The organism is Devosia sp. J2-20 (assembly GCF_055808475.1).
The window spans coordinates 984,078-1,007,090 of the sequence record NZ_CM147870.1 but is presented as its reverse complement, the minus strand read 5'-3'; the positions used below and the strand labels follow the sequence as shown (position 1 = coordinate 1,007,090).

20 protein-coding genes and 1 pseudogene are annotated in these 23,013 nt (G+C 59.2%); 15 read left to right on the top strand and 6 right to left on the bottom strand.

What is annotated here, in order from left to right:
- Positions 1 to 68 precede the first annotated feature (68 nt).
- From AC0L37_RS04880 to AC0L37_RS04830, 11 genes are all read left to right on the top strand, one after another.
- Positions 69 to 1,070, top strand: a complete 1,002-nt coding sequence (locus AC0L37_RS04880) for an ABC transporter ATP-binding protein (RefSeq protein ID WP_282221829.1) — start codon at positions 69 to 71, stop codon at positions 1,068 to 1,070.
- Positions 1,067 to 1,870 carry an ABC transporter permease gene (locus AC0L37_RS04875; protein ID WP_282221830.1) on the top strand — a complete coding sequence of 268 codons (804 nt, stop codon included), beginning with the start codon at positions 1,067 to 1,069 and terminating at the stop codon, positions 1,868 to 1,870. The genes AC0L37_RS04880 and AC0L37_RS04875 overlap by 4 nt, the downstream gene beginning before the upstream one ends.
- 3 nt (positions 1,871 to 1,873) lie before the next feature.
- Complete coding sequence (locus AC0L37_RS04870; protein ID WP_282221831.1) at positions 1,874 to 2,674, top strand: ABC transporter permease; 801 nt, start codon at positions 1,874 to 1,876, stop codon at positions 2,672 to 2,674.
- A 218-nt stretch (positions 2,675 to 2,892) separates the two neighbouring features.
- Positions 2,893 to 3,966, top strand: a complete 1,074-nt coding sequence (locus AC0L37_RS04865) for a 3-deoxy-7-phosphoheptulonate synthase (protein ID WP_282221832.1) — start codon at positions 2,893 to 2,895, stop codon at positions 3,964 to 3,966.
- A 56-nt stretch (positions 3,967 to 4,022) separates the two neighbouring features.
- Positions 4,023 to 4,652, top strand: coding sequence for a CDP-diacylglycerol--glycerol-3-phosphate 3-phosphatidyltransferase (gene pgsA / locus AC0L37_RS04860; protein ID WP_348984711.1), 630 nt, complete (start codon positions 4,023 to 4,025; stop codon positions 4,650 to 4,652).
- The gene (moaD, locus tag AC0L37_RS04855; protein ID WP_212657304.1) at positions 4,649 to 4,900 is read left to right on the top strand and encodes a molybdopterin converting factor subunit 1; all 252 of its coding nucleotides are present in this window, start codon (positions 4,649 to 4,651) and stop codon (positions 4,898 to 4,900) included. Before pgsA ends, moaD begins: the two co-directional genes overlap by 4 nt.
- A 2-nt stretch (positions 4,901 to 4,902) precedes the next feature.
- Positions 4,903 to 5,349, top strand: a complete 447-nt coding sequence (locus AC0L37_RS04850; RefSeq protein WP_282221833.1) for a molybdenum cofactor biosynthesis protein MoaE — start codon at positions 4,903 to 4,905, stop codon at positions 5,347 to 5,349.
- A gap of 263 nt (positions 5,350 to 5,612) precedes the next feature.
- Positions 5,613 to 6,572, top strand: a complete 960-nt coding sequence (locus AC0L37_RS04845) for an MlaE family ABC transporter permease (protein WP_269369037.1) — start codon at positions 5,613 to 5,615, stop codon at positions 6,570 to 6,572.
- A gap of 2 nt (positions 6,573 to 6,574) precedes the next feature.
- Positions 6,575 to 7,354 carry an ABC transporter ATP-binding protein gene (locus AC0L37_RS04840; RefSeq protein ID WP_212657301.1) on the top strand — a complete coding sequence of 260 codons (780 nt, stop codon included), beginning with the start codon at positions 6,575 to 6,577 and terminating at the stop codon, positions 7,352 to 7,354.
- A 2-nt stretch (positions 7,355 to 7,356) separates the two neighbouring features.
- Positions 7,357 to 8,952 carry an MlaD family protein gene (locus tag AC0L37_RS04835; RefSeq protein ID WP_282221835.1) on the top strand — a complete coding sequence of 532 codons (1,596 nt, stop codon included), beginning with the start codon at positions 7,357 to 7,359 and terminating at the stop codon, positions 8,950 to 8,952.
- Positions 8,953 to 8,957: 5 nt separating this feature from the next.
- Entirely contained in the window at positions 8,958 to 9,548 is a 591-nt protein-coding gene (locus AC0L37_RS04830) for an ABC-type transport auxiliary lipoprotein family protein (RefSeq protein WP_269369032.1), read from the top strand.
- Positions 9,549 to 9,616: 68 nt separating this feature from the next.
- Here AC0L37_RS04830 and AC0L37_RS04825 read toward each other — a convergent pair whose 3' ends face one another.
- A complete protein-coding gene (locus tag AC0L37_RS04825; RefSeq protein WP_282221836.1) occupies positions 9,617 to 10,507 on the bottom strand; it encodes a branched-chain amino acid aminotransferase in 891 nt (296 codons plus the stop codon).
- A gap of 161 nt (positions 10,508 to 10,668) precedes the next feature.
- Between AC0L37_RS04825 and AC0L37_RS04820 the strand changes: the two genes are divergently transcribed.
- Positions 10,669 to 11,160: a MarR family winged helix-turn-helix transcriptional regulator gene (locus AC0L37_RS04820; RefSeq protein ID WP_269369031.1), complete on the top strand. Its 492-nt coding sequence runs from the start codon at positions 10,669 to 10,671 to the stop codon at positions 11,158 to 11,160.
- On the opposite strand, the gene AC0L37_RS04815 is transcribed toward AC0L37_RS04820, so the two are convergent.
- The 5 genes and pseudogenes from AC0L37_RS04815 to AC0L37_RS04795 form a co-directional block, all read right to left on the bottom strand.
- Entirely contained in the window at positions 11,157 to 11,975 is an 819-nt protein-coding gene (locus tag AC0L37_RS04815) for an ABC transporter permease (RefSeq protein ID WP_282221837.1), read from the bottom strand. The two genes, AC0L37_RS04820 and AC0L37_RS04815, sit on opposite strands and share 4 nt — an antisense overlap.
- The gene (locus AC0L37_RS04810) at positions 11,972 to 12,727 is read right to left on the bottom strand and encodes an ABC transporter ATP-binding protein (protein ID WP_282223023.1); all 756 of its coding nucleotides are present in this window, start codon (positions 12,725 to 12,727) and stop codon (positions 11,972 to 11,974) included. The genes AC0L37_RS04815 and AC0L37_RS04810 overlap by 4 nt, the downstream gene beginning before the upstream one ends.
- 93 nt (positions 12,728 to 12,820) lie before the next feature.
- Positions 12,821 to 13,843, bottom strand: coding sequence for an ABC transporter substrate-binding protein (locus AC0L37_RS04805; protein WP_282221838.1), 1,023 nt, complete (start codon positions 13,841 to 13,843; stop codon positions 12,821 to 12,823).
- A 459-nt stretch (positions 13,844 to 14,302) separates the two neighbouring features.
- Positions 14,303 to 15,231: pseudogene (locus AC0L37_RS04800) on the bottom strand (response regulator).
- Positions 15,218 to 18,592 (bottom strand): hybrid sensor histidine kinase/response regulator, encoded by a 3,375-nt coding sequence (locus AC0L37_RS04795; RefSeq protein ID WP_282221839.1) that lies wholly within the window; start codon positions 18,590 to 18,592, stop codon positions 15,218 to 15,220. Before AC0L37_RS04795 ends, AC0L37_RS04800 begins: the two are co-directional and overlap by 14 nt.
- A gap of 239 nt (positions 18,593 to 18,831) precedes the next feature.
- On the opposite strand from AC0L37_RS04795, the gene urtA reads away from it, so the two are divergent.
- The 3 genes from urtA to urtC all read left to right on the top strand — a co-directional run bounded on the left by urtA (position 18,832) and on the right by urtC (position 23,010).
- Entirely contained in the window at positions 18,832 to 20,130 is a 1,299-nt protein-coding gene (gene urtA / locus AC0L37_RS04790; protein WP_212657293.1) for an urea ABC transporter substrate-binding protein, read from the top strand.
- Between the two features lie 76 nt (positions 20,131 to 20,206).
- Entirely contained in the window at positions 20,207 to 21,838 is a 1,632-nt protein-coding gene (urtB, locus tag AC0L37_RS04785) for an urea ABC transporter permease subunit UrtB (RefSeq protein WP_282221840.1), read from the top strand.
- Complete coding sequence (gene urtC, locus AC0L37_RS04780; RefSeq protein ID WP_212657291.1) at positions 21,835 to 23,010, top strand: urea ABC transporter permease subunit UrtC; 1,176 nt, start codon at positions 21,835 to 21,837, stop codon at positions 23,008 to 23,010. The genes urtB and urtC overlap by 4 nt, the downstream gene beginning before the upstream one ends.
- Positions 23,011 to 23,013 lie beyond the last annotated feature (3 nt).

The window sequence follows — 23,013 nt, the reverse complement described above, 5'->3', positions numbered from 1 at the left end:
CACCTGCAATCTAACGCGTTCACAGCGCGCAAGAATCGGCTAGCGTAGCCGCGCTTGAGGGAGCAGCCATGTCCGCTATCATCACCGCCAGCGGTGTCGCCAAGACCTTCCGTCAGGCCAAGCGCCTGCCCGGGCTAGGCGGCGCGATACGCAGTCTGTTTAGTCGCGACTACAGCCAGGTGCACGCGGTGACAGAGATCTCCTTTGCCATCGCCGCAGGCGAAGCGGTGGGCTATCTCGGCCCTAATGGGGCTGGCAAATCCACCATGATCAAGATGATGACCGGCATCCTGGTGCCGACAGCGGGAAGCCTCAGCGTGCTGGGACGCGAACCGCATAGTCAGCGCATGGTCAATGCAGCCGAGATCGGTGTGGTCTTTGGCCAGCGCAGCCAGCTCTGGTGGGATCTGCCCGTCCGCGACAGCTTCGACCTGCACCGCCACATTTACGACATCGCCCCGGCGCGCTACACCGACAACCTCGCCTTTCTATGCGATATGCTGGCCATGAGCGACTATCTTGATCGCCCGGTGCGCCAGCTCAGCCTTGGCCAGCGGATGCGTGCCGAAATCGCCATGGCGCTCCTGCACGATCCAAAGATCCTGTTCCTCGATGAGCCCACTATCGGGCTTGATGTCGTGGCCAAGGATGCGGTGCGAAAATTCCTCGCCCACATCAACCGCGAGCGCGGCACCACCATCATCCTTACTACCCATGACCTGCAGGATATCGAGGAAATCTGCCCCCGCCTGATCATGGTTGATGATGGCAAGCTGCTGTTCGATGGCGAACTGAGCCGGCTGCGCGCAGCGCTCGGATCGCGCCGCCGACTACGCCTCGAATTCGGTACCGATCCCGGCCCCATCGCCCTGAGCACGGCACGCTTGGTCAATGACGAGGGAGCAGCCAAGCACTTCCTGCTCGATAGCGAAACCACCTCGATCCTCGACGTTCTGACCGAGCTGGGCACGGGCTACGATCTCAAGGATGTGGCGTTGGTAGAGCCTGCTATCGAAGAGGTCATTCGCACCTTCTATCAGCAAAAACCCCATCTGGCGGCCGCTCCATGAAAGCGGTGGCCTATGTCAATTTCACCATCAACGCCTTCCAGACCCGCCTGGCCTATCGCAATGCCGTCTGGGCCGGCATCTTCGGCGATCTGGTGTTCATCTTTGCACGGATTGCCATCTGGATTTCGGTCTATGGCGCAACGTCTGGCGCCACTGTCGATGGTTTCACCCTGCCAGATATGGTCACCTATGCCCTGCTTGCCGGGCCCGTGCTGTATTGGGATTTCTCGCGCCTGGTCAACGAAGTCGGCGAAGCTGTCCAGACCGGCGATGTGACGGTGTTTCTGCTCAAGCCGCTCTATTATCCCGCCTATCTGTTGGCCGCCCATTTCGGCCATTTCGCCTTCAAGCTCTTGCTGATCGTACTGCCAATCGGTCTGGTGGTTTGGCTGACCTATGGTCTCGTGCCACCTGCCAGTCCGTTCCACGGCCTCGCCTTTCTGGCGTTCTGGGCGCTGTCCTTTGCGGTCCTGTTCACCTTGGCTACACTGGCCGGGCTCCTGGCCTTCTGGTTGATGACTGTCTTTGCTCTGGAGTGGTTCCTGATGAGCCTGATGACCTTGCTGTCGGGTGGATTAGTGCCGCTCTGGTTGTTTCCGGACTGGTTGGCAGCCGTCGCCGGTCACCTGCCCTTCGCCTGGGTCTCCTACTACCCAGCCGCGGTCTATCTCGGCAAATTCGATGCCGGCCAGACCCTGCTATATTTTGGTATCGGGCTAAGCTGGCTGTTAGCCCTGCTTGCAGGCCTAGGCTGGCTTTGGTCGCGCGCCCGCGATCGCCTTGTCGTGCAGGGAGGCTGAGCTATGTCCCGCACCATTCGCCTCGTTCCGCAGCTTGTCGGCATGTTCGTGCGCACCAAGTTCGAATATCCCGGTGCCATGCTGCTGGCCTGGTTCTCTCAGGCGACATCTTATGGCGCCATGTACACTGCTATCGCGCTCATCGTGCAGCGTTTCGGGGTGCTGGGCGGCTGGACCTGGTCCGAAATGGCCTTGCTGCTCAGCTTTCATCTCCTCGCCTATGCGACCGGGGCCAGCTTTAGCTTCACCCAGTTCCGCGTCATGGAAGACATGGTCCGGTTGGGCACGATGGATGCCATCCTCGTCAAACCCATCAACACTTGGGTCTATCTGGTCTTTTCCGGCCTCAACATTGGCTATACCGGCCACATCATACTGGCGATCGGCCTGATGAGTTGGGCCCTCACCCAAGTTGATCTGGTCTGGTCGATCTCTACTACGCTCTACTTCCTCGCCACACTCCTCAGCGCCGCCGCCATCGTGGCGTCTCTGATGACCATGATCGGCGCCAGCGCGCTGGTCTGGGTGCGTTCACGACACCTCTATTCGATCTTTTTTGGCTTCTGGGAGTTGGCCCGATACCCCATGGTCATCTTCCCCTTCCCCATTCAGCTCATGCTGATCACTATCGTGCCGCTGGGTTTTCTCAGTACGGTCCCGGTGGCAGTTTTGCTCGGCAAGACAGTGCCCCTGCTGGGCGACAGCGCCGGCCTGGCCTGCCTGCTGGCGGGCCCCCTCATGGTCACCATCGCCATAATCCACTGGCGCTGGTGCCTGCGCAATTATCAGGGCGCGGGCGGCTAAAGTAGTAGTCGACAGCCAGCGGATCCCACGCTACAACTTCCCTCATGATCCGCACCGCAGCCACTTTTTCGTTTTGGTTTAGCTATCCGCTCTCGGCGGAGGCTACCGCGCGCTTGATCTGATCCTTACAGGATACGACCGAACCCGAAGCCAGCCGCCCCCATACGAGGCGGCTTTTTTGTTGGCCGCCTCACCCGAAATTCCCGAGGAGACCACCAATGCTCAAGACCACCGATGACCTGCGTATCAGCGCCATCAAAGAACTCACCACCCCCATCGAGGTGATGCGCCAGCATCCGCGCACCGATGCAGCCACGCGCACCGTCATCAGCGCTCGTCACGCCTTCCACAACATTCTCACTGGCGCCGATGATCGCCTTGCGGTCGTGGTCGGGCCCTGCTCCATCCACGATCCCGCCGCGGCGCTGGATTACGCCAAGCGCCTCAGCGCGCTGCGTGACACCCTGGGCGACCGGCTTGAGATCATCATGCGTGTCTATTTCGAAAAGCCCCGCACCACTGTGGGCTGGAAGGGCTTGATCAACGACCCCAATCTCGATGGCAGCTTCGACATCGATAACGGCCTGCACACAGCCCGCGCTCTGCTCCTCGATATCGCCAATCTGGGCCTGCCCGCGGCCTGCGAATTCCTCGACATGACCACCCCGCAATACATCGCCGATCTGGTCAGTTGGGCCGCCATTGGTGCCCGCACCACCGAAAGCCAGATCCACCGCGAACTGGCCTCGGGGCTTTCCTGCCCGGTCGGCTTCAAGAACGGTACGGACGGTAACATCAAAATCGCACTGGACGCTGTGGCCTCGGCAAGCCAGCCACATCATTTCCTCGCCGTTACCAAAAACGGTCGCTCAGCCATTGCAGCCACCACGGGCAATGAGGACGGTCACATCATCCTGCGCGGCGGCAAAACCACTAATTTCGACGCAGCCAGCGTCGATGCTGCCGCCAGCGCGGCAGAAAAAGCCGGCCTGCCCGCCAGCATCATGATCGATGCCAGCCACGCCAATTCGTCCAAGAAACCCGAAAACCAGCCAGCCGTTCTGGCCGATATTGGCACCCAGATGGCCGCCGGTGATCGCCGCATCATTGGGGTCATGGTCGAATCCAACCTCGTGGCCGGCCGTCAGGATCTCGTTGACGGCCGTGAACTCGTCTACGGTCAGTCTATCACCGATGGCTGCATCGATTGGGACACTACCGTAACAGCGCTGGAAACCCTCGCCGAGGCGGTAGCGGCCCGGCGCGCCGCCACCAAGCAGCGTGTCGCATAAGGCAATATCGCCAATCGCCTAGCCGCACTAATCCTCCCCCCACGGGGGAGGTTAAAATGGCCATCGCTACTGACGAACTCACTCTTGACCCCTTACCAGCAAAACTGTTCTGTCGATCCATGGCCAAAAACCCGCTGCTCCTCGTCCCTAACCTGATCACCATTGCGCGCATCCTGGCGATTATCCCCATTGCCATTCTGGTGATGGATGGTGATCTGATCCTGCGACTGATTGCGCTGATCCTTTTCGTGCTGGCAGCAGCCAGCGACTGGCTTGATGGCTACCTCGCCCGCGCCTGGGACCAGTATTCGCCCTTGGGCCGCATGCTTGACCCCATCGCAGACAAACTGCTGGTGGGTATCATGATCGCCGTACTGGCTTGGGATGGCAGCCTGTCGGGCTGGGATATGATCCCGGTCTGCGCCATTCTGTTCCGGGAATTTTTCATCTCCGGCCTGCGTGAGTTCCTTGGTAATACCAAGATCGTGCTGCCTGTCAGCCAACTGGCCAAATGGAAGACCACCGTTCAGTTGGTAGCACTCTCCATTGTGCTGTTTGAACGCATTGTTCCCGGGTTTGGCCTGCTCAGCGATGTGCTGCTCTGGCTCGCCGGAGCCCTGACGCTCTGGACGGGTTGGGACTATCTTCGCGCCAGCTGGCCACACCTGTCAGGCGATGCGAGATGAAGATCCTCTACTTCGCCTGGCTCCGCGAGCGCCTCAATAGGGGCAGCGAAGAGGTCAGCCCGCCCGATAGCGTCGCCACGGTAGGCGATCTGATCGACTGGCTGGCTGAACGCGACGAAGCCTTTGCCCACGCCGTTGCCAAACGCAGCCTGATCAAATCTGCTGTTGATGCCAAACTGGTACCGCACGAAACGCCATTGGCTGGCGCCAGTACCGTCGCGTTTTTCCCGCCCATGACCGGCGGCTGATGATGAGCGTGCGCGTCACCACCCAAGCGTTCGACCCCGGCGCCGAAACCAACACGTTCCTGGCCGCTGGCGATGGTGCCGGGGCCGCTGTCAGCTTTACAGGCCTGGTTCGTTCGACACCCGACGCGCCCATCACAAGCCTGACACTTGAATGCTATCCCGAACTGGCCATCAATCAGCTCAGTGCCATTCTCGGTGAAGCAATGCAGCGGTTCGAATTGCGCGCCGCCAGCATCATTCACCGCTATGGCACGCTGCAACCAGGCGACCCCATCGTGCAGGTCATGACACTGTCGCCCCACCGCACAGCGGCCTTTGAGAGCGCCCAGTTTCTCATGGATTATCTGAAGACCGATGCCCCGTTCTGGAAACAGGAAACCGGCCCCGGTGGTACGCAGTGGGTTGCCCCCAGGGCCGACGACGACACAGCCCGGGCCCGCTGGGAATAGCGCCACTATACTCGGCGCCCCACTGCAACAGGGCATGCCAAATCCAGGCGGAACGTGTTAATAGTCCGCTCATAAGTTGTGGCACTGCAGGTCCGATGGGTCGGTATATCGAGTTAGACGAAACGCGCGGGGCGGATCCGACAATCCGTTGTTCGGGTGATTGGACGTCAGCAAATGCACGTGCCCTGGAGCTCGAAGTTGCTGGCCTCACGCCATCGATCCCCGGAAACACCAGTGTTGATATAGACATAGCACGTATCGGCATGCTCGACACAACGGGCGCCTGGTTGCTCACGCAGTTACGTCGTCATGGTGCTGCTGGCGCTGGCAGCTTTGTTGGCGCGTCCTCGAAGCACCAGACGCTGCTGGCGCGGATCGATGAATATGAACCTGCCGATTTGCCACCCCAGCATACCGACAATTTTCTGATCGCTCCCTTCATCGCCCTGGGCCGAACCGTTATCGATGCCAGCAAGGACGTTGTCAGTGTCAATGCCACCCAGGGTCATCTGATCGGGGCTTTCTGGCGCACCGCAACCTTTCAGTCCCCGCTGCGCCTCGCCAGTTTTGTCGAACAGTTTGAACAGATCATTCTGCGCGCCATTCCAATCGTGGCGCTGATCTCGCTGGTGGTGGGCGCCATCATCACCCAGCAGACCATTCTGCAATTGCGCAATTTCGGTGCCGCCATTTTGGTGGTCGATCTCGCCGCCATTCTGATGTTCCGCGAGATCGGCGTGCTGCTTGCCGCTATCATGGTCGCTGGCCGTTCAGGCTCTGCCATCACAGCCGAAATCGGTTCGATGCGTATCCGCGAGGAATTTGATGCGCTGCGGGTCATGGGCGTTGATCCCTATCAGGCCTTGCTGCTGCCGCGCGCGCTTGCACTGATCGTGGGCTTACCGCTTCTGGCGTTTGTCGGCTCAATGGCCGGTCTGGCAGGCGCCATTCTGGTTGCCAAGGCCTACGGCGGAATCCCGATCGAGGTCTTCGTCATTCGCCTGCAAGACGCCATGACCATCACCAGCGTTGCCGTTGGACTGCTCAAATCCCCCTTCATGGGCCTGCTGATCGGCCTGATCGCCTCAGTCGAGGGCATGAAGGTACAGGGCTCGTCGGAGTCGTTGGGGCGCCGCACCACCTCTTCGGTGGTCAAATCCATCTTTGTGGTGATCGTGGCCGACGGCTTGTTCGCCATCTTCTTTGCTGCGGTCGGGTTCTAGCGATGGAAAACACCTCCACCCTCCCCGTCCCCGCCGCCATGCAGGTCAACGATCTCGTTGTGGGCTTTGGCAGCACAATCATCATCAATGGTCTGAACTTTGAGCTGCGCAGTGGCGAAATCCTCGGCCTGATCGGACCGTCCGGTTCGGGCAAGACCGTCACCATGCGCGCGATGGCCGGGCTCATCCCCCACCGCCGCGGTGACATCACAGTCTTCGGCCGTCCGTTCTCTGAACTGTCCGTGCGCGAACGAGAGACCATCCGCCGGGACTGGGGTGTTCTGTTCCAGCAGGGCGCATTGTTCTCCTCGCTCAACGTGCTGGAAAACATTGAATTCCCCATGCGCGAGCACCTTGATCTGTCGCCCAAGCTCCGCCGCGAGGTCGCGCGAATGAAGATCGATCTGGTCGGGCTGCCTGCCAGCGCCGCCTACACCTATCCAACCCAGTTATCGGGTGGCATGATCAAGCGCGCCGCATTGGCTCGCTCTCTGGCGCTTGATCCCAAAATTCTATTTCTCGACGAGCCAACCGCCGGCCTCGATCCGATCGGCGCCGGAAAATTTGACGAGTTGATTGTCACATTGAGCAATACGCTGGGTCTGTCAGTACTTATGGTGACCCATGATCTGGACAGCCTGGAAGTCGCCTGTGACCGCATTGTCGCGCTCGCAAACGGCAAGCTGCTCAAGGCTGGGACACTGAGCGAAATGCGTGCTGCCTCCGAGCCTTGGCTCAGGGATTATTTCCACGGCCCCCGCGCCCACAACCTCGAAGGCTAACCATGGAAAACAAAGCAAATTATGCCGTAGTCGGGGTCATAGCCACCGCCGTTCTGGTTGCCTTGTTTGGCTTTGTGTACTGGTTTGCCGGTCCCTCCAGCAATACCCAGACTGCGACCTATGAGGTGATCTTCACGGGCACTGTCTCGGGCCTGAGTGCCGGCACCGAGGTTCAGTTCAACGGCATCAAGGTGGGGCAGGTCAAAACCGTTACGCTAGACCCTGATGACATTAATCGCGTCATTGCCCGCATGGAAATCGATGCGGCGATCCCGATCAAGGCTGATACCAAGGCCTTGATGGGCTTTCAGGGCCTGACCGGCGTGGGCTCGCTGCAATTGTCGGGTGGCACGGCCAGTGCAGGCGACCCACCGACCGAGCCCGGCCGCAATGTCCCCACGCTGTACGCTAAGGTTTCCGACTTCCAGTCCATCCTCGACGGCCTCTCAACAACGATCAATGGCACGGCCACCGCCGTGGACCGCCTGAATGGCTTCCTCGACACCAATGACGAGAAGCTCAACGAAACCATCAGCAATGTCGCCACTTTCAGCGATGCGCTGGCGGCCAATGCCGATGGCGTCAAAGACGCGCTTGCGACCATAGCCGAGGCGGGCAAGCAAGTGGGTCCGATGGCTGAACAGATCGGTGCGCTCTCCAGCAAGCTCGGTGAGCTGACCGCCGCTATTCCGCCCGAAAAGGTTACGCAGGTTGTCGACAATGTCGCTGAGTTCAGCGAGACGCTCTCGCGCAATTCCGGCAAGGTGGATGAGTTCTTCGCCGCAGCATCGACCCTGTCTGACGACATCACGAAAATGAGTGCTACGCTGTCGACCAGTGTTGATCGCATCGACGCCGTAACTGCTGCCATTGATCCCGAAGCGGTCACCCGCATTGTTGCCAATGCCGATACCTTCTCCAGCGAGATCAGCACTGTGACTGCTGAACTCAAGGACATTCTGGCTGCGCTGCCACCTGAAAAGGTCGCCACTGTCGTGGATGATATCACCACCTTTACCGACAGCCTCGCTCGCAATTCCGAGCAGATCGACAGCCTGTTCGCTGCGACCGGCACGCTGGCGGAAGGGATCACGACAATGGTGGCCAATCTCGATCCCGCTGTGGTCAAGATCAATCAGGTCGCCGCCGAGATTGACCCGGCAATGGTCAGCCGTGTTCTGGGCAATGTCGATGATTTCGCCACCAAGCTTGGCGACAACGCGACCAATATCGACTCTATCGTCGCCAACCTGACCGAGATTTCCAATTCGCTCGTGGGTTCGGCCACCAAGGTTGATGAGATCCTCGAAAAGGTCGACGGCTCGGTCAACAATGCCGAAGGCGAAGGCCTGTTTGCTCAGATCGGCGATGCCGCGGTCTCGATCCGTCAACTGGCCGATCAGCTCAATACCAGCACCGCCAGCATTGCAGTCGGGTTGAACAATTTCACCTCCAGCGGGTTGCCCGGTTATGCTGCCCTTGCCGAAGAGGCTCGGGCGACACTGGCGCGGCTTGACCGCGTGGTGCGCAACCTTGAAAGCAACCCACAGGGTCTTATTTTTGGCGGGGAAACCGTCCGCGACTACAACAAGAGGTAGGGCCGATGTCCACCACACGACGCACATTCATGGCCCTAGGCGCGTCCGCCATGGCGCTCACGCTGACCGGCTGTCTCGCAGGAGCGCCGCCGGTGACTTTTGATCTGAGCAGCGCGAGCCTAGTCCCCATGCGCAGGCGCTCGTCGCGAGTGGTGGTCATCACCCTGCCCAAGACGGTTCAGACCTATGACTCGCAGCGCGTGGTCGTGCGCGATGTCGGCAATGTGCTCAGCTATCTGCCTGATGCGCAATTGTCCGATACCCTGCCCCGGCTTGTGCAGACGCGTCTGCTGCAGACCTTTGAAGCATCGAACTTCCCCAACATTGGTCGCCCAGACGATCAGTTGCGGGTCGACGTCACACTGGCCACCGAACTGCAGGCCTTCGAAATCGACGCCGCCAATGGCAATCTGGCTACCGTCCGGATCAACGCCAAACTGGTGGATGAACGTCGCGGCATGATCTTCGCCAGCAAGAGCTTCTCGGCCACTCAGGCCGCTGCCATTGACCCTGCTGCTGCTGCCATTGGCGGCCTGGACGGGGCGCTCAAGCAGGTTATGGCCGAGATCCTGCAGTGGACCGCCCAAACCGCATAGGCCGAACCGCACCAACAACAAAAAGCCGGGCACAATGGCCCGGCTTTTTCCATATAGGTATCAAAAACCTATTCGGCGGCAGCGCGCTTGGGCTGCACGGCCTTTGCATAGGCATCAATCAGCGTACGGCAGCCTTCAGCAGGCTTGAAGCGGAACTGCCCGATCTCGCTGACCGGTGTCACCTCTGCAGCGGTACCGGTCAGGAAGCACTCGTCAAACTGATCGAGTTCCTCAGGCTTGATGTGACGCTCGGTGATAGAGTAGCCGTGCTGTTTGGCCAGCTCGATCAATGTGCGGCGGGTAATGCCGTCCAGGAAACAGTCAGGCGTGGGCGTCGTGATATCCTTGCCCTTGATGAAGAACACATTGGCGCCGGTCGCCTCGGCAACATAGCCGCGATAGTCCAGCATCAGCGCGTCGGCATAACCATTGGCCATGGCCGTGTCCTTGCTCAACGTACAGATCATGTACAGGCCTGCGGCCTTGGCCGACGACGGAATCGTCTCTGGTGACGGACGCTTCCACTTGCTCCACTCCAGGCGGATGCCTTTGAGCTTCTCCTCGACCGAGAAGTAGCTCGGCCAGACCCATGCTGCGATCGCAAAATGGATGGTATTGTTACGCGCCGGTACGCTGAGCTCTTCCGAGCCGCGCCACACCACGGGGCGCACATAGGCATCAACCAGACCGTTCTTTTCCAGAACGGCCCGCTTGGCCTCCTCGATCTGATCGACGCTCCAGGGCATGTTCATGTCCAGCGTCGCAGCTGACCGGATCAACCGCTCCGAATGTTCCCGCGACTTGAAGATTTCGCCGCCATAGGCCCGCTCGCCCTCGAACACCGAGCTGGCATAATGCAGCCCATGTGTCAGCACGTGAATCTTCGCGTCTTTCCACGGTTTGAACTCGCCATCAAACCAGATCCAGCCTTCACGCTGGTCCATCGGCACGCCGGCCATCGTTGTCTCCCGAAAATTACTGTGCAGGCGCCGCTTCAGCTGCCTGATTAGCGCCAATCATGCCCGAGCTCCAAGGCCTTGGCAAACCACAAAGGCTGAGGGATAAGACAGAACGGCGTCCTGATGGGAAGACAATGGCAGCGTACCAAAAAAATGTCAACATGACTGACATAAATTACGCAGGTCCGGATGGCGAGCCCCTCCCGCTCGACATCATGGGGCTGTTCTTCTTTGCCTATCGCGACTTTACCGGCGATGCAGACGCCATGTTGGGCAATCAGGGCTTCGGTCGCGCGCACCACCGCGTGCTGTATTTTGTATGCCTTCGGCCGGGCATGCCCGTGGCCGACCTGCTCGACATCCTCAAGATCACCAAGCAGAGCCTGGCCCGCGTGCTGCGCCAGCTGATCGACAATGGCTATGTCGAGCAGAAGACCGGCCGCGCCGACCGGCGTCAGCGCCTGCTCTATGCTACCGACAAGGGCCGCGAATTCTTCGCCACCCTGTCCGCCACCCAGGCCAGCCGCATCAATGATGCCATTGCCAGCCTGCCCCCCGACGCGCGCAAGATCGTGACCCACTTCCTGATCGGCATGGTCGATCCCGAAGATCGCCAAACCCTGGACCAGCTCAACCTGACCGCCGGGCTCTAATGCGCCATGGTTGAGCGGTGCGCCCAGCCGGTCATGCGCTTTTCGATCCAGGCCATCAGCGCATACATCGCAATGCCTTCCACCGCGAGCATCATCAGCCCGGCAAAGACCAGCGGCACGTTGAACTGGCTCTGCGCCGAACTCATCATATTGCCCAGGCCCGAATTGGAGGCGACGGTTTCCGACACCACCGAACCGACAAACGCCAGTGTGATGGCGATCTTCAGCGAGCCGAAGAAATATGGCATCGAGCGCGGAATGCCGACCTTGAGCATGATGTCGAGTTTCTTGGCGCCAAGCGCGCGCAGCACGTCTTCTGTCTCCGGTTCGATTGTCGCCAGACCTGTGGCCACATTGACCACGATGGGAAAGAACGAAATCAGGAAGGCGGTCAGCACCGCCGGCACCGTCCCGATACCGAACCAGATTACCAGAATGGGCACCAATGCCACCTTGGGAATGGCATTGAAGCCGATCATGATCGGGTAGAGCCCGGCATAGATCGCCTTGGACCAGCCAATGAACAACCCAAGCCCCAGGCCGGCAATTACAGCAATCAGAAAACCAAGCACGGTCGTGTAGAGAGTCTGCAGTGAGTTCTTCCAGATCGGAGACCAATACTGCGCGATCGCTTCGGCAATTCGGCTCGGCGCTGGCAGGATTGTTTGGGAGATACCCATCGATCTGACCACAATCTCCCAGACCACAAACAGGGCAATAGTGTAGAGCCACGGCGCCAGCACCAGCCAGTTGATTTTAAAGCTCTTGGGTGGCGGCAGGGTGGCGTCGGCAGTGGCGCTCTCGATATTGGTCATGCTGCGGCCCTCGCCGTGGCAATTTCACCGTGCAGCGCTTGCACCATGTCGTTGAACGCCTTGTCATAAAGAATATCGAGCTGACGCGGCCGCGTGAACGGCACTTCGTGTTCTGCAACCACGCGCCCCGGACGCGCGCTCATGACCAGTACCTTGTCGGCCAGGAATACTGATTCCCGCAGATCGTGGGTAACGAGCACAATCGTCACATCCTGGGCAGCGTGCAGGTCGCGAATGACGCACCACAACTCTTCGCGTGTAAAGGCATCGAGCGCGCCGAACGGCTCGTCCAGCATTAGCAATTCCGGCTCATGGATCAGCGCCCGACATAGATTGGCCCTTTGCTGCATTCCGCCAGACAACTGCCAGGGAAATTTCTCGCCGAACCCTTTGAGTCCCACAGTTTCAAGCAGGTGTTCTGCCTTTTCGACGTATTCCTTTTTGTGGGCGCGCAAGCGGTGCCTGTGCTTCTCGACGATCTCGAGTGGCAGAAGCACGTTTTCCAGCGTTGTCCGCCAGGGCAGCATGGTGGGGTTCTGGAAAGCCATACCGACAATGGAGACCGGCTTGGTCACCTGGTGGCCCGCAACAATTACCGTCCCCTCCTGGGGGACATGCAGCCCGGTTACCAATTTCATCAACGTGGACTTGCCGCAACCAGAAGGCCCGACCACCGCGACGAAATCGCCACGTTCAATCCGCATGGTCAACCCACTGACCGCCAGCGTCCCGCCTGGGCCGCCATAGCGCATGTCCACATTGTCGATACTGACCAGAGCCATCCTCGGCCTCCCCGAAAAAATCAGCCCGGACGTCATCGCCCGGGCCGTTGCTTGAATTAGGGCTTAGGGCAGCATGCGCTCTGCAGCAGGTGGCAGGTACTGAGCGTCAAACACATCTTCTGCCGCGACTGCCCCAGTCAGCCCCATCGAGATTTTCAGCGTGTCGATAGATGCTGCAAGACGCGCCATGTCGACATCGCCAAAGCCGTTTTCGATCACATAGGGCGTCTTGATATTCATCGAATTGGCCATTTCAAGCCGCTCCAGTTCGATGTCGCTGTTGAGAATTTCATTGCGTGCCAGCACTGCCTCCACACCGGCGGCAGGGTCTGCAACTGCGTCGGAAAAGCCCTTGATCAGAGCGCGTAGGAAACCCTTCACAGCCTCTGGGTTTTCTGCGGCGAAATCTTCGTTGACCAGCACGGCATTGCCATAAAGGTTCAGCCCATTGTCGGCGAACAGGATGGTCGCAATATCCTCGTCTGGAACACCATTGGCTTTCAGGTTGAGGATCACCGAGAAGGCGAAACCGAACACCGCATCCACATCACCCGACGCCAGCATGGGTTCGCGGACGGGGAAGCCGATGGACTCTATGGCGATCGTCGACGTATCGATCCCGGCAGCTTCGACAAAGGCCGGCCACTGGGCGAACGCACCGTCCGGTGGCGGCGCACCCAGCTTCTTGCCTTCGAGAGACTTCGGATCCTCGGTAACACCAAGCGATTTGCGCCCGACCACGGCAAAGACCGGCTTTTCATAGACCATCATCACGGCCTTGACCGGCTGCGCAGGGTCCTCATCGAGAAACTTGATGACTGAATTGATGTCGCCGAAACCCATCTGATAGGCACCCGTAGCGACGCGCGGAATGGCATCGACAGAGCCATTCCCGCTATCAATGGTGACGTCGAGGCCTTCATCCTTGAAGTACCCCTTGTCCAGCGCCAGCAGGAAGCCGGCGGCTGGCCCCTCATACTTCCAGTCGAGTGTAAACTTGATCGCTGTCTGCGCCACCGCCGGCAGCGCCGACAATCCGGCAAAGGCAACGGCGAATGTGGAAATGAGAAGTCTGCGATTGAGCATGTGTACGTCCCCTGGGTGATGATGCCCGAACACAAGCGCAGTGTGTGCATGCGCGCAAGAAAAATCGCACATAAATTAGCCTAAAAGATATTATGAGTATTTTATGTGCAATGCGCTGGGATTTTGGGCAGGCGCTGCGCTTAGGCTGGGGCGCTGATCAGCCGCTTGCACTTAGTCCGCCATTGTCAGGGACGCTCCACCCGAGGCCCACCTGTACAACGCAAAAGGGCACGAAACCGAAGTTTCGCGCCCCACCGAGGTCGCTGCAAAGGAGCGTCAGCCTCCACAGCGACCTACGGACCATCTGGTGCCTATTTGTGCCGACACCAAGATCGTCTCCCGCAGCAGATAGTGGCCGCGAGGGTTGTTCGAACAACGGGTGTTGGGCAGAAGCGTTCCGGCTAGAAAAATATGTGATCGATGTTTTTGGCGAGACCGGAAACGCGATGGCGGCGCAGTCTAGAGTTCAAACAGTGCCTGCAAGGCCTGAATTGCCTTGATCGCTGCCGAGGCCCGGTTCTCTACGCCCAGCTTGGTATAAACCTGCTCGAGGTGCTTGTTCACCGTGCGGGGGCTGAGCCCAAGGATATCGCCGATATCCCGGTTCGATTTACCGCGTGAGATCCACAGCAAGACATCACTCTCGCGCAGGGTCAAACCAAACTGCTGCCGCAGGACGTCCTCCTGACCTTCAGCCTGCGCACGGGCCAGACGAAACAGGTATTCGTCGCCACCAACAACCCCGAGAAACGCGTACTGAAGCTCTGGCGCACCTGCCAAAGCGAGTTCAAATCCGCTACCGGGAGCCAGATCATCGCCGCGCTGCAGAAGCCATGCCAGAAAACGGGCCGACATTTCGTCAGACCCCCGCACGTCCACCCCCGATTGCTCCAGCAATCGCGTGCTTTGTGGCGTCGACCACAATACGACTCCATCACGGCCGAACGCCACCAGATGCCGCCCCGCGGCGTCAAGCGCGATCCGCGCACTTTGCGCCCGCCGAGCATTGGCCAGATGCACCCTTATGCGAGCACGCAATTCGTCAACATTGATCGGCTTGGAGAGGTAATCAACGCCGCCGCTTTCGAGCGCATGTACGATATGCTCGGTCTCGGTCAGCCCGGTCATGAAAATCACCGGCACATGGGTAAGCGTTGCCATGGCCTTGAGCCGCCGGCAGGTTTCAAACCCATCCAGGCCCGGCATCACAGCGTCCATCAATACCACATCGGGAGCGACGCGCACGGCAATGTTCAACGCTGTTTCGCCACTGCGGGCCACCAGTACAGTGACCCCGGATTGCTCGAGCGCCTCAGTCAGGAAACCGAGCGACTCCGGGAGTCGTCGACCAGCAGGACGATGTCCTGGTCCTTCTCAATCCGGCTCATGGCTCACCCGCTCAATGAGTTCGGCATAACTTTCGAAATCGAAGGCGGCCAAGTGCGCCGACAATGCATCCACCAGCGGCCTGTTGGCCGCTTCGCGCGCCAGCTCACCTAGCTTGGCCTCGATTCCACGCACATGCCCGATTTGCCCCAGACTGACCAGTTCGCGCAAGTGTTCAGCGCCCGGCGACAGCAGTTTCGAAGCACCATTCTCGGACGCTGCAACAGCCTGCTCGGCGTAATCCCACTCCAGCGCCAGATGCGCCGCCAGTTTTTCCAGCAACTGATTGAGCTCAAACGGCTTGGCCAGAGTATCTGTGTGGCCTGCATCTGAGTTGGTGGGCCCAGCACCATCGCCGATATTCGCCGAGAGCATTATGATCGGCGCAACGACAGCACGATCCCGCAAGGCTTGCGCGAGCTCCCATCCATTCATGCCGGGCATGCGGATATCGAGAAAATAGACATCCGGTCTGTGCGCCTCAATGCCCTGCAGGCAACCGGACCCATCCTTGACTGACAGGACCACGAAGCCGAGAGGCGAGAGCATTTCTCGGACAAGATCTCGATGGTCTGCATTGTCGTCCACCACCATGACCGTTCGAGAAGGCCCCTTGTAGCCAACAACGCGCCGAATATCGGCATGTGCCGCCTGTGGTCGCTCCACCTTGCTCAGCATCAACCGCGCCTGAAACCGCGTTCCAACGTCAATGGTGCTGGTCAGTGATATTTCACCCCCCAGCGTCTCGGTAAGCAGCTTAGTAATGGTCAAACCCAGCCCGAGACCCGGCACGAACCGGTTTCGCTCGGCCTCACCGCGTACGAAGGGCTCAAAGACGTGCTCGATATCGCCAGCTGCAATGCCCGTACCGCTATCTTCGACGACGAAATTGGCCACCTGGTTGCGGTACTCCACTTTGAAGCTGACATGACCCTCATTGGTGAATTTGATGGCGTTGGAGAGAAGGTTCACCAGGATCTGGCGCAGACGTTTTTCGTCGGTGCGCACATGTGTGGGCAAGGCGCGCGCGCGCTCGTGGCGGAATTCCAAGCCTTTGGCCTTGGCTTGCAGACTGAACATGTCAACGATCTGATCGAGAAAGTCCTGGATGTTGATCTCGTTGGAGTAAACCTGCAGGCGTCCTGCCTCGATTTTGGAAATGTCGAGCAAGCCATCGATCAAGCCCGATAGATGTTCGGCGCTGCGCCGAATGATCTGTACCGAGCCACGCCGATTTTCCGGCAGGCCTGCATCCCTCTCAAGCACCTGCGCATAACCCATCACCGCGTTGAGCGGCGTCCGCAGTTCATGGCTCAAGCCCACAACATAGCGGCTCTTGGCCTGATTGGCGGCTTCTGCCTTTTCTTTGGCACGCTGCAAGGCAGCATCGGTGCGTGAATGCGCGTCGATCTCCTTGAGAAGCAGCGTATTCTGGCGTGAGCTTTCTTCTTCGGCCACGAGGCGACTGTCATGGGCCAGCACAAGAAACCAGGTGATAATGCCTGCGGTAACGGCGAACACAAAGAACACCACCGCCAGCGTGCCTCCCACAACATCGGCGGTATGTGGCGCAGCGCCAGCCGCGAAATAATAGATAAGCCAGAGCGCACCACCCAGCATTGCGACCGCAATGGCCATGGAAATGCTGTAGCGCCCAAGTCGGGTTTGCAGTTTGGCGATGGCCCACTCAGGCAGAATACTGGCTGCCACGGCGTGGGTCTGGGCCCGAAAATGCGCGTGCGGTTTGCACATATCGTGGCAGCGCGCGTCCAGAGAGCAGCAAAGCGAGCAGATCGGCGCCGCATAGGCAGGACACCAAGCCATGTCCTCGGGCTCAAAAGGATGCTGGCAAATCGAACAGGTGACCGAATCCAGCGTCTGCCACTGCTTTCGGGGCTTCCGTGCCAGATAGTATTTGCCCTTGGTTGCCCATGCGATCGTCGGCGAGGCGACAAAGGCCACAACCAGCGCCACATAGGATGAAAGGGCTGCAGCAGTCTCTCCAAACAGTCCAAAATGGGCCATCAACGCAATGGTCGTGGCCAGCAGCATTGAGCCAACACCGACCGGGTTGATGTCGTAGAGATGCGCCCTTTTAAACTCGATGCCGGGCGGGGCAAGGCCAAGCGGTTTGTTCACGAACAGATCTGCCGAGATAGAGCACAGCCAGGCCATCGCGATGATGGAAAAGATACCCAGGGTTTCCTCGAGCAGCCGATAAATGCCCAATTCCATCAACAGAAGGGCAATTGCGACATTGAACAGCAGCCAGACAACCCGCCCCGGATGGCTGTGGGTCAAACGTGAAAAGAAGTTCGACCAGGCCAGCGAGCCGGCATAGGCATTCATCACGTTGATCTTGAGCTGGCTGATCACCACGAAAACGGCCATCAGCATCAGCGCCATGAACTCGTTGGGCACCATGTAGCCGAAAGCCACCGCATACATGTGGCCAGGCTCGGACGCATGCTCGGGTGATACCCCGCTCGAAAGGGCGAGGTACGCGAGGAACGAGCCAGCCAGCAGTTTTGGCGCGCCGACAACTACCCAACCAGCGCCTGCCAGAAAGATTGCCACCTTGTGTCGCCACTTACTGACGCCTTCTGCGGGCAGAAAACGCAGGAAGTCGACCTGTTCGCCAATCTGCGTCATCAGCGCCAGGATGACGGCTGAAGCCGCCCCAAACTTGGCCAGGTCGAACGGCGCGATGCTGCCAGCGACGCCCTCCGGCGTACCCAGACCCGCAAAGCTGCGCCACAGATCGAACTTGTCCCAGTCAAGAAAGGCTATGAAGAAGAACGGCAGGATGTTGAGCACGACCCAGACTGGCTGGGTTATCAGTTGAAACCGACTGATCATCTGAACACCGTGCGTCACCAAGGGTATGACGACCACGGCGCTGATTATGTATCCCAGCCACAGCGGGATTCCGAATGCGAGTTGCAGCGCGCTCGACATGATCGAGGCTTCAATGGCGAACAGGATGAAAGTAAAGCTGGCATAGATCAGGGAGGTGATCGTCGAACCGATGTAGCCAAAACTGGCGCCGCGCGTCAGCAGGTCGACATCAACACCGTGCCTTGTCGCATAGCGCGCGATTGGCAAGCCAATCAGCAGGATGGCAAGTGACGCCACCACAATGGCGATGATGGCGTTGGTGGTCCCGTAGCTCAGCGTAATGGCGCCACCAATTGCCTCCAGTGCCAGGAACGAGATGGCACCAATGGCCGTCTGCGAGATCCGATCGTTGGAAAATCGGCGCGCCGACTTGGCGGTGAAGCGCAGCGCATAGTCCTCGAGGGTCTGATTTGCGACCCAACGATTATACTCGCGGCGGATGGGAATGATGCGTTGACGCGCCATGAACCGTCTAGTTGTTAATCAGTTTCGTCGACCGCACAATAAATCGGCACGTGCTTGTTAGCACGGTATTGCTTGGAAACACTAGGTTTTTGAGCCTTCTGCGAGACCGATGCGCAGACACCAGAGCCTCAGCTACGTCAATCGACGTATAGGGCCCCGTTAACAAACTATCCCACAGTCCCCCCAACAAGCGCCTCCCTTGGTGGCTTGGGGCTCAATTTGCATAGAGGGACGATCACATGAAGAACTTCGGCGCCAAGAGCGCTCTGCTTGCTGCGGCCATGGCCGGCAGCCTTTCCATGACGGCCACGGTTCCCGCATTCGCACAGGACGAGACCATCAAGGTCGGCGTCCTGCATTCGCTTTCGGGCACGATGGCGATCTCCGAGACCACGCTCAAGGACACCATGCTGTTCTTGATCGACGAGCAGAACAAGAAGGGCGGCCTCCTGGGCAAGCAGCTTGAAGCCGTCGTCGTTGATCCTGCCTCAGACTGGCCGCTGTTTGCCGAAAAGGCGCGTGAACTGATCGAAGTGAACGGCGTTGCAGCCGTGTTCGGCTGCTGGACGTCATCATCGCGCAAATCGGTTCTGCCCGTCTTTGAAGAGCTGAACTCGATCTTGTTCTACCCCGTGCAGTACGAAGGCGAAGAGAGCCAGCGCAACGTATTCTACACCGGCGCCGCTCCCAACCAGCAGGCAATCCCTGCCGTCGACTACCTGATGGAAAGCGAAGGCGTGGAGCGCTGGGTGCTGGCCGGTACTGACTACGTCTATCCGCAGACCACCAACAAGATCCTTGAGCAGTACCTCATGGACAAGGGCGTGGCCAAAGAAGACATCATGATCAACTACACGCCATTCGGTCACTCCGATTGGCAGACCATCGTGTCCGACATCAAGACCTTCGGCTCGACCGGCAAGAAGACTGCCGTGGTCTCCACCATCAATGGTGACGCCAACGTGCCATTCTACAAGGAACTCGCCAATCAGGGCATCAAGGCCGAGGACATTCCGGTCGTGGCCTTCTCCGTTGGCGAAGAAGAACTCGCTGGATTCGACACCACCCCACTGGTGGGCCATCTGGCAGCCTGGAACTACTTCCAGTCCGTCGACACCCCTGAAAATGAAGAGTTCATCTCTGCCTGGCAGACCTTCATGAACGATGCCGACAAGGTCACCAACGACCCAATGGAAGCAACCGTCATCGGCTTTAACCTCTGGGTTCAGGCTGTCGAAAAGGCCGGAACCACAGATACCGATGCCGTTCTGGACTCCATCATTGGCCTGGAAACCCCGAACCTGACCGGTGGCATCGCTACCATGCTGCCCAATCATCACCTGACCAAGCCTGTTCTGATCGGTGAAATTCAGGCTGACGGCCAGTTCGAAGTCGTCTCGGAAAGCGAACTTGTCCCCGGCGATGCCTGGTCCGACTTCCTACCCGAATCCAAGATGATCGAAGCCGATTGGACTGCACCAATCTCGTGCGGCAACTACAACACCGAAACCGAGATGTGTGGCGCCACGGCGATGTAACCGCCAGTCCCACACCATTGGCGAGGGCGGCTTGACCGCCCTCGTCCACCCCCGAACGAGACGCCAGAGGCCAACGATGAACGCAATCAGATTACTCCGGACGATCGCGCTCTTCCTTGTTCTTTCCCTTGGATTTTCATCAGGTGCACAGGCGCAGATCCCTGACACCGAGCTGACACCACTGATCGATGCCTTGGCACCGGGCAGTTTCAAGGACCGCGCCACCGCAATCGATGCGCTTGTTGCCAGCGGTGATCCCCGTGCCGTCCCGGTCCTTCGGGTTCTGCTTGAAGGCGAACTTTATGTTGATGAAGCCTCCGGCAAGACCGTCTTCACTGCGCAGTCTGGTGGCAAAGGTGTTCGCTCCGATCCGGTCACCGGCGAAGAACTGCCAACCCTGACGGACGTCAAGCTCGACAAGGTAAAGGTCAACAACAGCCTGCGCCGCACATTGCGCACCGCCATCGGTCAGATGACCCTGCTCAGCCAGAAAAATGATGTCCGCCTCGCTGCTGCGCAGTCCATCCTGCGCGATGCGGATCCCGACAACCTCGAACTGCTCGATAGCGCGATCGCCGCCGAAACCAGCCCCGACATCGAGCGTGTCATGCGACAGGCCCGGGCTGCCATCATTCTTAAATCGCCCAACGCAACGCTGGAGGACTGGCAAGCCGCGGTGCCGACAGTGCGCGCCATTGGCGGGCGTGACGCACTCAACATGCTGACCACCGCGCAAGCAGGCGCACCGGCCGAAGTGCAGCCCGCCATTGCCGCCGCCCTTGAAGGCTTGGCCCGCGATCAGGCGGCGTGGGATGTTGCCCAAAACGTCTGGTTTGGTGTCTCGCTGGGCTCGGTACTGCTGCTCGCGGCTATTGGACTGGCCATCACCTTCGGTGTGATGGGCGTTATCAACATGGCCCATGGCGAAATGGTCATGCTCGGCGCCTACACCACATTTGTGGTGCAGGAGATAATTCGCCAGAATTATCCTGGCCTTTTTGACTGGTCACTGGCCATTGCCCTTCCCCTGGCCTTTCTCGTCACCGGTCTGATCGGCATCATCATTGAACGCGGTGTCATTCGCTTTCTCTATGGCCGTCCACTTGAAACTCTGTTGGCCACCTGGGGCCTGTCGCTGATCATCCAGCAGGGCGTGCAGACCATTTTCAGCGCCAATATCCGCGAAGTCGGCAACCCGACCTGGATGTCAGGCTCCTTCGATCTGGGCGGCCTCGCCATCACCTGGAACCGCTTCTACATCGTGATTTTCGCCGCCATGGTCTTCGCCGCCCTCTTGCTGGTGCTCAAATACACAGCCATCGGCCTCCATATGCGGGCCGTCACCCAGAACCGGCGCATGGCTTCGGCCATGGGCATCCGCACGCCGCTGGTCGATGCACTGACCTTTGGTTTGGGCTCGGGCGTAGCGGGTCTGGCCGGCGTAGCCCTCAGCCAGATCGGCAATGTCTCGCCCAATCTGGGTCAGGGCTACATCATCGACAGCTTCATGGTTGTGGTCTTTGGCGGGGTGGGCAATCTGTGGGGCACCTTTGTCGGCGCGCTGACGCTGGGTATCGCCAACAAGTTCATTGAGCCCTATGCGGGCGCAGTGCTGGGCAAGATCATCATTCTTGTTCTCATCATCCTGTTCATTCAGCGCCGTCCCCGCGGGCTCTTCGCGCTCAAGGGAAGGTCTGTCGAAGCATGATTACCCAGGCTCTGTTCCGCGCTCTGGACAAGAAGGCCATTTGGCTGGTTGCCATCCTTCTGCTGGTAGCAATTCTGGTGCCCCTGTCAAATCTGGTGCTACCCGACGGTCATCCGCTACATCTGCCCAATTATGCCATTCCCCTGCTCGGCAAGTACCTGACTTTTGCCATGCTGGCCCTCGCGCTGGATCTGGTCTGGGGCTATTGCGGTATTCTCTCGCTGGGCCACGGTGCCTTCTTTGCCATCGGCGGCTACGCCATGGGTATGTATCTGATGCGCCAGATCGGCACCCGCGGCGTCTATGCCAATCCGATCCTGCCTGACTTCATGGTCTTCCTGAACTGGAAGGAGCTGCCCTGGTATTGGTACGGCATGGACAATTTCTGGTTCGCCATGCTGATGGTTATCGTGGTCCCCGGCCTGCTCGCCTTTGTCTTCGGTTTTCTGGCCTTCCGCAGCCGCGTAACCGGCGTCTATCTTTCCATCATCACCCAGGCCATGACCTATGCCCTGCTGCTGGCCTTTTTCCGCAACGATATGGGCTTCGGCGGCAATAACGGCCTGACCGATTTCAAGGACATTCTGGGCGCCTCCGTGCAGGATACCGGCACCCGCTCAGCGCTGTTTGCGGCGTCCGCAATTGCGCTGGCCCTTGCCGTCCTGGTCTGTTCAATGATCGTCAATTCCAAGCTCGGCAAGGTCATGGTCGCCGTGCGTGACGCAGAAAGCCGCACCCGCTTCCTTGGCTATCGCGTCGAATACGTCAAACTCTTCGCCTTTGTCGTTTCGGCGATCATCGCCGGCATTGCCGGGGCCCTTTACGTACCCCAGGTCGGCATCATCAACCCTTCCGAATTCGAGCCTGCCAATTCCATTGAAGTGGTCATCTGGACTGCCGTGGGCGGTCGCGGGACCATTGTCGGCCCCATCCTGGGCGGCATTCTGGTCAATGTCGGCAAATCCTATTTCACCGGTGCATTTCCCGAGTACTGGCTGTTTGCCCTGGGCGCACTGTTTGTCGTCACCACGCTGTTTCTACCAAAGGGTATTGTCGGCCTGATCGGCCAGTATCGCGCGGCCACGACCAAGCGCGAACAGCACGACCGCGATGCACCCACCCCCATGCAGGTCGAAGCTGGCGTCGACCCCGAACCCAAGCCGGCGGAGTAAGTC